General features: G+C 58.1%; 11 protein-coding genes. 8 read left to right on the top strand and 3 right to left on the bottom strand.

Annotated elements, in window-relative coordinates; all coding sequences use genetic code 11:
- Positions 1-30 precede the first annotated feature (30 nt).
- The gene (locus KGB29_RS22320) at positions 31-531 is read right to left on the bottom strand and encodes an adenylate kinase (protein WP_154861653.1); all 501 of its coding nucleotides are present in this window, start codon (positions 529-531) and stop codon (positions 31-33) included.
- 252 nt (positions 532-783) lie between these two features.
- Entirely contained in the window at positions 784-1,710 is a 927-nt protein-coding gene (locus KGB29_RS22315; RefSeq protein ID WP_154861654.1) for a hypothetical protein, read from the bottom strand.
- Between the two features lie 466 nt (positions 1,711-2,176).
- On the opposite strand from KGB29_RS22315, the gene KGB29_RS22310 reads away from it, so the two are divergent.
- The gene (locus KGB29_RS22310; RefSeq protein ID WP_057716332.1) at positions 2,177-3,325 is read left to right on the top strand and encodes a hypothetical protein; all 1,149 of its coding nucleotides are present in this window, start codon (positions 2,177-2,179) and stop codon (positions 3,323-3,325) included.
- A gap of 209 nt (positions 3,326-3,534) precedes the next feature.
- Here KGB29_RS22310 and KGB29_RS22305 read toward each other — a convergent pair whose 3' ends face one another.
- A complete protein-coding gene (locus KGB29_RS22305; RefSeq protein WP_150815016.1) occupies positions 3,535-5,457 on the bottom strand; it encodes an alkaline phosphatase D family protein in 1,923 nt (640 codons plus the stop codon).
- A 204-nt stretch (positions 5,458-5,661) separates the two neighbouring features.
- Between KGB29_RS22305 and KGB29_RS22300 the strand changes: the two genes are divergently transcribed.
- From KGB29_RS22300 to KGB29_RS22270, 7 genes are all read left to right on the top strand, one after another.
- Entirely contained in the window at positions 5,662-6,642 is a 981-nt protein-coding gene (locus KGB29_RS22300; protein WP_008050013.1) for a quinone oxidoreductase family protein, read from the top strand.
- 13 nt (positions 6,643-6,655) lie between these two features.
- Positions 6,656-7,504 (top strand): TauD/TfdA dioxygenase family protein, encoded by an 849-nt coding sequence (locus tag KGB29_RS22295; RefSeq protein WP_057716330.1) that lies wholly within the window; start codon positions 6,656-6,658, stop codon positions 7,502-7,504.
- A 115-nt stretch (positions 7,505-7,619) separates the two neighbouring features.
- Entirely contained in the window at positions 7,620-8,672 is a 1,053-nt protein-coding gene (locus KGB29_RS22290) for a 3-keto-5-aminohexanoate cleavage protein (RefSeq protein WP_150815015.1), read from the top strand.
- A 92-nt stretch (positions 8,673-8,764) separates the two neighbouring features.
- Positions 8,765-10,096 (top strand): MFS transporter, encoded by a 1,332-nt coding sequence (locus KGB29_RS22285; RefSeq protein WP_154861659.1) that lies wholly within the window; start codon positions 8,765-8,767, stop codon positions 10,094-10,096.
- On the top strand, positions 10,093-10,755 hold the full coding sequence (locus KGB29_RS22280; RefSeq protein WP_154947348.1) for a DsbA family oxidoreductase: 663 nt from the start codon (positions 10,093-10,095) through the stop codon (positions 10,753-10,755). Before KGB29_RS22285 ends, KGB29_RS22280 begins: the two co-directional genes overlap by 4 nt.
- Positions 10,752-11,078 carry a Rieske (2Fe-2S) protein gene (locus tag KGB29_RS22275; protein WP_057716326.1) on the top strand — a complete coding sequence of 109 codons (327 nt, stop codon included), beginning with the start codon at positions 10,752-10,754 and terminating at the stop codon, positions 11,076-11,078. Before KGB29_RS22280 ends, KGB29_RS22275 begins: the two co-directional genes overlap by 4 nt.
- Positions 11,075-12,085, top strand: a complete 1,011-nt coding sequence (locus KGB29_RS22270; protein ID WP_154947349.1) for a YeiH family protein — start codon at positions 11,075-11,077, stop codon at positions 12,083-12,085. Before KGB29_RS22275 ends, KGB29_RS22270 begins: the two co-directional genes overlap by 4 nt.
- Positions 12,086-12,183: the final 98 nt, after the last annotated feature.

Below are 12,183 nucleotides of genomic sequence, written 5' to 3'. Positions count from 1 at the left end.
GAGCAAGCTCGCTCCCACAGGTTTTGTGCTTTAACCGATGGGTAATATTCCTGCTTCTGAAGCGAAGTCGGTGATTTCAACCCGATTGGTCAGGCGGATCTTCGAGGCACCAAAGTCATCGAACATCCGCTGATGCGCCGCAAATCCACTTGAGTCGTCACGGGTGCGATAGTTGCTAGCCCACTCCAGCATTGCAATGAATCGTTCGTCATCGTTGGCTTCCCGCCGGCGAATGTTGGCAACGCAATCGACGTCATCGATACACAGCCAGATCAACGCCGTGGCCCGGTGGAGGATTTCACTGACGATCCAGCCGTAACCCCCTTCGATCACCCAGCGCTCTTCATCGGCAGCGATCCGCGCCATTCCCAGCGCTTCATTTCGGGGGCGGGGGATGCTGTGTTCGTCGGACAGCCAGTGAATCCGGTCGAGATCGGTCCAGGGCACACGCAGTTGCTCGGCCAGCCGCTGCGCCAGCCAGCTCTTGCCCGAGCCGGAGTTGCCGATGATCAAGGTTCGGGTGAGGTTCATGAGAGACACCGATCAATTGTGGGTGTGAACCTGCTCGCGAAAGCGGTGCTTCAGTCAGCATTGATGCTGGATGTGCTGGTCTTATCGCGGGCAAGCCTGCAGGTACACCAGAATCTGCCGGCCTGTGCGCCTTGAGGTCCATCGGTAACTTGCCGTGCGTCACTGCTTATCATTTCTGTAAGCCCTTTTATAGTGTCAGTTTTTAGACATCGCTGTGATGTGGGTGGTTGTAGTGAGAGCGATTAGGTTGGCTCAGTTGTGAGTTGGGCTTACCTTTACTGCTGGGCTCAGGAAATCTATGTGATAGCCAGAGGAACCGTCCCCAATTGCTATATGAACGCCATTAATTCCTTCGTTTAATTGAGAGTTGATTTTGTAGTCAATGCTATTTGCGATTGTTTCGTTTACTCCAATAGCAAACTCAGTCAGCTTGAGGCCTCTAGGTCCTGCTGCAAGATCCAATAGTTTTATGTGTTCATTGCCATTTATTTTCAGTGAGGTGATTGTGTTTTCTTCAATGGTCAATAGTGCGCCTTCTTCAGATATGCGATCATTCAACCATTTTAAAGAAGTATTTAAGCCTTCTGGTAAAGCTGGGTTGGGTCTTCTAAGAACTGTAAGTGTTCCGGATATTTTTAATGTTCCGTGAAAGGAAAACGGACTCGGCTCTTGTGGCTTCATGTGAGCATAATGGACTTCAAAAAACTCCGCCACGGACTGAATGAAATCGTTTTCTATATCCTCGGTAATCAAAGCATAAGGCTGAGCGTGAGGGGCTATCGTTATTTGCGCGTCAGCGTCATTTCCGGTCAAGAAAAATGAGTTGTGTGAATTGAGCATGTTCAGTACACGTCTTTGTGTGCTTAGCGCTTGTTGAAAGTCGCTTATCAATAACAGATTCAAACTATAAAGTGCTGCTTTTAAAGTAGGCTCGAATACTTGTGTTGCACAAAAGATGCTTTTTTTGTGTTTGGTATTTTTCGCAATTTCAAATGTCTTTTTCGCTGCATCATTAGTGAATGAAAAGATGATGCTGTTTTTGGGGAGTCTGTCGATGTCAGAAATGTTGAGTGTCTTGAATCCTAAATTAGAGCACTCTTGGAGGAACTCCTCAAAGTCCGCAATTATGGAAGGCTCTTCTTGACCAAAGAGCGTTGTTATCATCGTTCTGGATAACATTGGTACCTCCTTTTTTGTCGGTGGGCGGCAAGAGTGATCTTGACGCCCATTTTCATCATTTACTCTTCAGTATGAGCCCAAGCTAACGGCGCCCAGCCAAAATTTTCCGGGCCGGAAGTTATGCGGGTGAGCTTTTCTTTAACGACATTTTTCTTTTTCATTTGATCGTCCTTTTTCATTTTGTTGGTTTTGTGCTCCCTGGTGGTCCTGAGGGGGCGAAATAATTAACACAGGTTTTTTTTGATGTATTAAATAGGTTGCTTGAGGTTTTTTAGAACTAATGATGCTTTTGAAGTGTCTTGTGAGAGGCTCTTGGTTATTTGTGTAAGTAGTGGCTGTAGTCCTCTTCTGAAAATTTAGTTTTTCACCGAATTTGGTTGTGAAGGACGATCTGAAATCGTTAGGTTGGTCTACGGGACTCTTTTTACGGGGGGCTACATTCAATTGTTAGTAAGGGGGTTGTTTAGTGCAGGAATCAAAGAAATATCTGACGGATACGTCCGTACACCAAGCCTTGTTACTGGCTGATCTAACAGAACCCGCTGCACCCGATCACGCCATTCGATTATTACTCAAGGAGGTCCTTCAAGGATTAACGGATAAAGGCTGGCCACAAGCGCAAGTGCAGACGGGGCCGAGAATTGTCTCCGCTGAAGAAAACTACGGATTGCTCGGTTATGACCCAGCAGAAATCACCCTCGGAAGTGCACACACCCGCTGGGTCGATGAGTGTTCGTTGCTGCGAACGCAAACCACCAGTCAAATTCCAGCAGCGCTTCAGCGAGCTGCCCAGCTACGGCAACCGGGGCAGTCAATATTATTGGCCGCGCCTGGTATCACTTTTCGTCGCGACAGCCGGGATCGTTGGCATTGTGCGGAACCCCATCAGATGGATATCTGGGTGCTCGGTGATCCTGATTTGTCGACGCATGAGCATTTACTTTGCTTGGTCGGCGATATCCTTAAATCTGCCGTGCCAGATATGCCTTGGATCTACAGTGATAGTCCGCATCACTACACTGAGGGCGGGATCGAAGTAAACCTGTTGAATGACGGCGTCCCTGTCGAGGTTCTGGAGTGCGGTCGAATTGCCAAATCATTATTGGAGCGACTGAAGATCGATCCTTTGCGTCATGGAGGACTGGCGCTGGGAATGGGATTGGATCGCTTGACCATGCTGCGCAAAGGCATCCCGGATATTCGTTTGCTACGTGATCAGAACGAACGAGTACAGGCACAGATGCATGATCTGAATCTGTGGAGCGCCGTCTCTCGGTTGCCTTCGATTACTCGAGATATTTCGTTAGCGGTAACGCCGGGGCTGAGCGAGGAGGTGTTGACTGAAAGGATGTTGCAGGCAGCTGGCGATTGTTCAGATTGGATCGAGGAAATGCAGATCAAAGGGCGCTGGGCGTTCACAGAACTGCCTCTGCAGGCCATTGATCGCCTCGGATTGCTGCCGGGGCAGGAGAATGTGCTACTACGTGTTGTACTGCGTGATTGTTCGCGATCAATCACCACTGCTGAGGCGAATGCCTTGTATTCGAAAATTCAGGTGGCACTCCATGAAGGTACGCCGGGGGCGGGTTACAGAATGGATTCCCCCAATATTTAACTGGCCTCTTCGCGAGCAGGCCCACAGGATCTGGAAATAGCACAAGAAGTGTATACGCCAGAAATCCAGTGTGTGCGAGCCTGCTCGCGAAGGCGGTATGACAGTCACAATTGTAGAGTCTGACAGACAGCATTCGTCGGTACGCCGCCCGGAGCAGGTCAGATCGCCGCACCGTCGCTTCCACAGTTTTTTGTGGTGTCTTCTCTGCCTCAATCATCGCTTGCCGGCGCAATCATCCGGGTCTTCGGTGAGCCGTTCGAATTGTGCTGATAGATGGTCTGCGGCTGTCCCAGGTCATTGAAATACACCTGGCCGATCCCCGCCGAGTTCCATAGCCGCTCACCCGCTTCGGCGTGTTCGGGCACGTGGGGCACGATGCGCATGCGTCGACGCTTGGTCAGCCAGTTCAACGGTGAGCGTGGCGAGTACAGCCAGCGGTTGAGGCGGTCGAACCACTCGAGCAGGCTGGGCGGGAATTCATTCTTGATGCCGCTGCTGGTGATCTGCCAGATGCGCGGTCCGGCCTTGCGGTGGCGGATCAGCACTTCGTAGACGAAGGAATAGTGCACATCGCCCGACAGCACTACGTAGTTACCCGGGGTGCGCGAGTGGCGGAAAATGTTCAGGATCACCTGTGCCGCGCCGCGATGGGCCATCCAGTTTTCCGCGTCCACCAGCAGTGGATAACCGCACCAGCTGAATACCCGCTGCACGGTTTCAATCAGTTTGACGCCGAAGATCGGTGCCGGTGAAACGATGATTGCGCTCGGGTGGTCCAGCAGTTCCTGTTGCAGTTCGCTCAGGGCTTCCCAGTCGAGCAAACCGGAAGGCTGCTTGAGGTTCATCTCGCTGCGCCAGCGCCGGGTGCGGGTGTCGATCACCACCATGGCCGGGGTGGTCGGCAGCACGTAATGCCAGTGCTGAAACTTCAGCAGATCACTGATCAAGTCATCCTGAACCGTGCTGTCGAGGTGAAGGTCGCGCGCACTGTCGCTCAAGGCTCCGGACTTTTCCAGCAGGGTAGTGAACGCATCCGGGTTGTTGCCCCAGCCCTGGCACAACATGTACGCCAGCAGCGCGTTGCCGATGATGCGCCGGGAGAACGGATGGCCGTAGGCCGTTTCCTCCCATTGCGCGGAAAGGTTCCAGTCATCGGTGATGTCGTGGTCGTCGAAAATCATCAGCGTCGGCAGATGCGCCAGTGCCCGCGCGACGTTGCCAAGGCCTGTCTTGAAGGCATCGATGCGCGTCTGCTCAAGGGCGTAGCGCTTGAGCCTTTGCGGCGTCAGCGTCGGTGCCTGGGGCGCGATCAGGGTCCAGGGCACTGGCGACCAGACCAACAAGTACATGGCCATGACTTCGGCGAAGGTCACCAGGTGATTGTCGGCGCTGCTGCTGGTGAAAATCGGCTTGCGCGCGCCACCGAAAAATCGCTCGCGCAGGGTTTCATTGCTTTGCAGTGCCGGCAGCAGATCCGCGCGGTGGTAGTAACTGGCCGGATGCTCGTAGAGCCTGGCGCTGTCGCTGACCACCGCGCCTTCGAGGTGCTCCCCGAACAGGCCCAGACGCTCGATCAAGGCGTGAATCGCCCGCAACATCGGCCCCGCGACATCGTCGGCGTAGACCTGATCGCCAGTCATCATCAGCAGTGCCGGGCGGTCCTTTGCCGCGTGTTCCTGGGCCAGCAACCGGTCGACGCACAGCAAGCCGTCTGTCGCCGGGTGATGAGGTTTGCGGCAAGAACCGTGCAGCAACTGATCGACCCGTGCGCGCAGGACGAAGTTCGGGCAATGGGCATCGCCATACAGCAGGTGCGGTGCCCAGTCGGCGATGCCTTTTTCTGTGCCATCGATCAGCAGGTCATAGTCGATCGACTCATCCCGGGGCAGGGCGCAATCGAGTTGCACATCGATCAAGTGCACAAAGGCATGAGCCCCCACCGCAATCACTGTGCATTGCCCGGCATCGAGTCGGATATCGCCGACGCCCTGCAAGCGCAAGGTCAGCGCCAGCGCCCGGGAACCCACCAGCCACAGCACCAGCCGCATGGGCTCAAGACGCCGCAACAGCGGGCCGGCCAAGACCGGCGGCAGGGCTGGGTGATCGTTGGACAGTGGCAGTGCTTCGGACATCCGGGGTCAAGGCTCTTGGGGCATCGAGGCGGGCGATGATAGCGCAGGTGACGACCGGACCGGCTAGAACGATCCCGTTTCTGCCTGTCACCAAATGAAAAGCCATTGTCGTCTGATGAGAAGCGTCTCAAAGGGCCTCGTCCTACAGTCCAATCAGCGCAATTCGATGCAACACGCCCATATGCAGATTGGAGAATAAGAAAAATGGCCAAAGCCGTACGCTTCTACGAAACCGGTGGTCCCGAAGTTCTACGTTATGAGGACGTCGAAGTCGGCGAACCCGGTCCCGGCCAGGTTCGCCTTCGTCATGTGGCGGTTGGCCTGAACTATGCCGACACCTATTTCCGTAACGGTACCTACCCGATTCCGATGCCCAACGGCATGGGCGTCGAGGCCTCTGGCGTAGTCCAGGCCGTTGGTGAAGGGGTCACCAACGTCGAGGTCGGTGATCGCGTCACCTACACCGGTTTCCTCAACACCCTCGGCGCCTACAGCACCGAGCGCCTGATCCCGGCCGCGCCGCTGATCAAGCTGCCGGAAACCATCAGCTTCGAGACCGCTGCCGCGATGACCATGCGTGGCCTGACGTCCTCGTACCTGATGCGCCGCATCTACGACTTCAAACCGGGCGACAGCATTCTGTTGCATGCCGCCGCTGGCGGTGTCGGTCTGATCGTTTCGCAGTGGGCCAAGTTGCTGGGCCTGAACGTGATCGGCACGGTTTCGACCGAGCAAAAAGCGGAAATCGCCCGGGCTCACGGTTGCGACCATACGATCAATTACAGCCATGAAGACGTCGCCGCTCGCGTTCGCGAACTGACCGATGGCGTGGGCGTCAACGTGGTGTTCGACAGCGTTGGCAAGAACACCTTCATGGGTTCGCTGGATTCGTTGAAACCCCGTGGCCTGATGGTCTGCGTGGGTACCGCGTCCGGCCCGATCCCGGCGTTCGACCCGGTGATGCTGGCGATGAAAGGTTCGCTGTACCTGACCCGTCCTGCCCTGGCCAACTACATCAGCGACCCTGCGGAAAAAGCCGCCCTGGCGGGTGAGTTGTTCGACCATGTCGGCAGCGGCCGGATCAAGATCGAGATCAACCAGCACTACGCCCTGCAGGACGCCGTGCAGGCCCATCGCGACCTTGAATCGCGCAAGACTACCGGCTCATCGATTTTCGTCGTTTAAGGAGCGGCCAGCCATGAAAGTCGAACAATTGACCTGCAGCATTGGCGCCGAACTGATCGGCGTCAACCTGGCCGACGCAGTGCATGACGATGGTCTGTTTGCCGAGATTCGTGCCCAGTTGCTCAAGCACCGCGTGGTGTTCCTGCGTGATCAGGACATCACCCGCGCCGAGCACGTGGCCTTCGCCCGGCGCTTCGGCGAGCTGGAGGATCATCCGGTGGCCGGCAGTGATCCGGAGCATCCGGGGCTGGTGCAGATCTACAAGAATCCTGACCAGCCGATGGACCGCTATGAAAACGCCTGGCACACCGACGCCACCTGGCGCGAAGCACCGCCGATGGGCTGCGTGCTGCGTTGCGTGGAATGCCCGCCAGTGGGCGGCGACACCATGTGGGCCAACATGGTCCAGGCCTATGCGAATTTGCCGGAAGACGTAAAGGTCAAGATCGCCGACCTGCGTGCCCGCCACAGCATCGAAGCGAGCTTCGGTGCCGCCATGCCGATTGAAAAACGCCTGGCGCTCAAGGCGATGTACCCGGACGCCGAACACCCGGTGGTGCGCACCCATCCGGAAACCGGCGAGAAGGTGCTGTTCGTCAACGCTTTCACCACCCACTTCAGCAACTACCACACCCCTGAGCGGGTGCGCTTCGGCCAGGACGCCAACCCCGGCGCCGGCGAGTTGCTGCGTTACCTGATCAGCCAGGCGTACATCCCTGAGTATCAGGTGCGCTGGCGCTGGAAGCCCAACAGCATCGCCATCTGGGACAACCGCAGTACCCAGCATTACGCCGTCATGGACTACCCGCCGTGCCATCGCAAGATGGAGCGTGCCGGGATTATCGGCGACAAGACGTTCTGATCGAACGCCACCTGCATCCGCACTCGCAGCATTCGCACTCGTAAACACGTCTGCCCGGCACGACCCCGGGTGGGCGGAACAATCATAAGAACTGGCATAAGAACTGGAGTTAACCATGCAATTCTTCGACGATTCCCTGCACCCGGAAAACATGGAAAAGGTAGTCATTACCGTGGCCCCGTACGGCCCGGAGTGGATGCCGGAAGACTTCCCGGAAGACATCCCGTTGACCATGGATGAGCAAGTCCAGAAAGCGGTCGAATGCTATGAAGCCGGCGCCACCGTGCTGCACCTGCATGTGCGCGAACTGGACGGCAAGGGCTCCAAGCGCCTGTCGAAGTTCAACGAGCTGATCGCCGGTGTGCGTGAAGCCGTGCCAGACATGATCATCCAGGTCGGCGGCTCGATTTCCTTCGCTCCGGAAAGCGATGGCGAAGCGGCCAAGTGGCTGTCCGACGACACTCGCCACATGCTGGCCGAGCTGACGCCGAAACCGGATCAGGTCACGGTCGCGATCAACACCACGCAAATGAACATCATGGAACTGTTGTATCCGGAGTACCTGAAGGGCACCTCCCTGGACAACCCGTTGATCCACGCCGCCTACAGCGAAATGACCGTACCGGCAGGTCCGGCCTGGGTGGCCGAGCACCTCAAGCGCCTTATGGAGAACGGCATCCAGCCACACTTCCAGTTGACCGGCATGCACGCCATGGAAACCCTCGAGCGCCTAGTGCGCAGGGGCATCTACAAGGGCCCGCTGAACCTGACCTGGATCGGCATCGGCGGCGGTTTCGACGGCCCGAACCCGTTCAACTTTTTCAACTTCATCCACCGCGCGCCGGACGGTTGCACCCTGACCTCCGAATCGCTGCTCAAGAACGTCATGCCGTTCAACACCATGTCGATGGCCATGGGCATGCACCCGCGCGTGGGCAATGAAGACACTATCATTGATCACAAGGGCGATCGTTTCGGCTCGGTTGCACAGATCCAGCAAACCGTGCGCATTGCCCATGAACTGGGTCGTGAAATCGCCACCGGCAAAGAAGCCCGCGAGATCTACCGCATCGGCGTGCAGTACGAAACCATCGAAGAAACCCTGTTGGCCAACGGCATGGCCCCCAACCGCAAGGTTGGGCAGAAAGGTGTACCGCAACGCGGTTGACCTAGGGTCGGGGCGAGAGGCCGTGACCTCTCGTCCGCCTGACCGTTACACGCTTGATAAGAAAAATAAAACAAAGCTCTTGAGGAGGCTGCATGGCCTTTCACCCAATAGCCGCTGACGATGACGACTCCTGCGGAGTCGGCGTTGCGCGCCAATATGCCTGGATCGTCTTTGCCCTGACGTTCGGTCTGTTGATTTCCGATTACATGTCGCGTCAGGTACTGAACGCGGTATTCCCCCTGCTCAAGACTGAGTGGGCGTTGAGCGACGGACAACTGGGTCTGCTTAGCGGCATCGTTGCCCTGATGGTCGGCCTGCTGACATTTCCCCTGTCGTTGATGGCCGACCGCTTCGGTCGGGTCAAGAGCCTGGCGCTGATGGCTTTCCTGTGGAGCGTGGCGACCCTGGGTTGCGCGCTGGCTCAGGACTACCAGCAGATGTTCATTGCGCGGTTCATGGTCGGCGTCGGCGAAGCCGCCTACGGCAGCGTGGGCATCGCGGTGGTGATTTCGGTGTTCCCCAAACACATGCGGGCCACCCTGGCCAGTGCCTTCATGGCCGGCGGCATGTTCGGTTCGGTGTTGGGCATGGCTTTGGGCGGTGCGATTGCCGCCAAGCTGGGCTGGCGCTGGTCGTTCGCCGGCATGTCGCTGTTTGGCCTGGTGCTGGCGATGCTCTATCCGCTCATCGTCAAGGAAGCGCGCATAGCGCCACGACGTGCCGCGCAGATTGCGAACAAGACGGCTGCCGCGGTCAAGCGTCCGCTGCGCACGCTGTGGTCCAGCCGTTCGGTGGTGTCGACCTACATCGCCAGCGGCTTGCAGTTGTTCGTCGGCGGTACGGTGATGGTGTGGATTCCCAGCTACCTCAACCGCTACTACGACATGCCTACCGACAAGGCCGGTGGCATGGCGGCAATCATCGTGTTGTGCAGCGGTGCGGGGATGATCCTGTGCGGCATGCTCAGCGATCGCCTGTGTCGGAACTCGCCGGAGCGCAAGGTCAGCCTGGCCATTGGTTTTTGCCTGGGCAGTTGCCTGTTGCTGTCGGCAGCGTTCGCATTGTCGGCAGGGCCTGTGCAACTGGCGCTGGTCTGTCTGGGCATGGCGATTGCCACCGGCACCACCGGCCCCGCCGGTGCGATGGTTGCCAACCTGACCCATTACTCCGTCCACGGTACGGCGTTCGCCACGCTGACCCTGGCCAATAACCTGCTGGGGCTGGCACCCGGGCCGTTCCTGACTGGCCGTGTGTCCGACCTCATCGGGCTGCATGCCGCTTTCCAATTAGTGCCACTGGTCAGCCTCGCGGCGGCAGCGGTGTTTTTCTATGCCAAGTGTCATTACCAAAAAGATATCGCCCGGCTTGAGGGTCAGAGCGTGCCTGAGCCTGTCAGTGCAGCCGGGATAGAGGTGAAGTTGTGAGTCGTCGTTTACGTATTGATGTGTTTTTCGATTTTATCTGCCCCTGGTGCCTGATCGGCAAACGCCAGCTGGAGCATGCGCAGGTGCAGTTTCGCAGTCGTCACCCGGATGTGCAGATCACCACGGTGTGGCATGGCGTGCAGTTGCTGCCCCAGATACCGGTAGAAGGTGAACCTTTCGCCGATTTCTACCGCAAGCGCCTGGGCAATGCCGACGCAATGACCATGCGCCAGAATCAGGTACAGCAGGCTGCCGGGGCGGTTGGACTGGCCATCGACCTCAGCCGTATCGAGACGATGCCCAACACCGCGGACGCCCATCGTTTGTTCGAGCGTGCCAGCGCACTGGGCAATGCCAGTCAGCGTGAAATGTTGCTCGAGCGACTGTTCGCCGCTTATTTCCTGAGACGTGAAAACCTCGGTTGCCGTGAGACCTTGCTTGCCATTGCCCGCTCCTGCGGCGTCGCTCCGGACGGGGTGCTCGATTGCCTGAAGGGCGATGCCACGCCGTTTGAAGGATCCCCCGACGCGACCAGTGGCGTGCCGAGCTTCAAGTTCGATAACCGCATGACGGTGATCGGCGCACAACCTGCTCAGGCGCTGCTCGCGGCCATGACCGAAGCCCTCAAGGAAAGTGATCGCGAGCGGCAGCCAGCATGACCCGACGCATTCCCGTGCCAGCCGGCAAACACCCGCAGGCTGGAGGCCGGGCGCTGTTCGAGTTCGAAGACAAAAGCCTGGCGCTGTTCAACGTCGACGGGCAGTTGTTTGCCATTGACGACAGCTGCCCGCACCAGGGCTCTTCCCTATGCGGGGGGCGTCTTGAAGGCCGGGTGATCCAATGCCTCGCCCATGGTTTGCGCTTCGATTTGCACAGCGGCTACCTGCTCAACTCCAGGCAGGTCAAAGTCACCAACTACCCGGTCGAGATCATCGACGGCCAGGCGTTTATCGTTATCGCATCCGAGGAGTCCGCGCCATGAGCGCCATTGCTCTTACCCGTATCCACAGTCGCACGCGCGAACTGGCACCTGGGTTTATCGTCAGTCTGATTGTCGCGGCCGCCGCGTCGTTCTTGTCCGAACACTACGGTGCGCCGGTCATGCTGTTTGCCTTGCTGTTGGGCATGGCCCTGAATTTTCTCGCCGATGACGGCCCCTGCAAGGCCGGTATCGAGTTCACCGCCCGCACCGTGCTGCGCATCGGCGTGGCGCTGCTGGGCATGCGCATCACCCTGGAGCAAATGGCCGCGCTGGGCTGGAAGCCGATTGCACTGGTGGTGATCCTGGTGGTGGTGACCATCAGCGTGTCTGTGATCGCCGCCAAGGCCCTGGGCTTCCAGCGCCTGTTCGGCATGCTCACCGGCGGCGCGACGGCCATCTGTGGCGCTTCGGCGGCCTTGGCGCTGGCAGCGGCGCTGCCGAACCATCCGCAGAAAGAGCGGGCGACCCTGTTCACCGTCATCGGCGTTTCGGCGTTGTCGACTCTGGCGATGATTGTCTATCCGATGATCGCCAACTGGCTGCAGTTGTCGCCGCAGGTGGCGGGTGTGTTCCTCGGCGCCACGATCCACGACGTGGCCCAGGTGGTCGGTGCCGGCTACAGCATGTCGACCGAGACCGGCGACACGGCCACGGTGGTCAAGCTGATGCGCGTTGCGATGCTGCTGCCGGTGATCGTCACTGCAGCGATGATCACCCGCATGCAAGGCGCCGATCCGACCGGCAAGCGCCCGCCGCTGTTGCCGTGGTTCGCCGTCGGTTTTCTGATTCTGGCCTGCATCAACAGCACCGGATGGATAGCGCCTGCGGTGCAGGGATCGGTCAACGAACTGTCGCGCTGGTGCCTGGTGATTTCCATCAGTGCCCTGGGCATGAAGACCCGCTTGCGCGAGCTGGCAGCGGTCGGGATCAAGCCGATTCTGCTGATGGTGGGGGAGACGGTGTTCCTGGTCGTGCTGGTGCTGTTGTTGCTGCGCTGGGGCTTCTAATCATTGGCCTGGCCGGAAACCTGTGGGAGCGGGCTTGCTCGCGAAGGCGGTGTATCAGTCTGTCTCTTATACACAGCTGACGCTGCCGACGAGACTCC

The sequence above is a fragment of the Pseudomonas sp. BF-B-30 genome (assembly GCF_019956305.1).
GTDB lineage: Bacteria > Pseudomonadota > Gammaproteobacteria > Pseudomonadales > Pseudomonadaceae > Aquipseudomonas > Aquipseudomonas jessenii.
The sequence above is the reverse complement of the archived record's forward strand: the minus strand, read 5'-3'. Positions and strand labels throughout refer to the sequence as shown.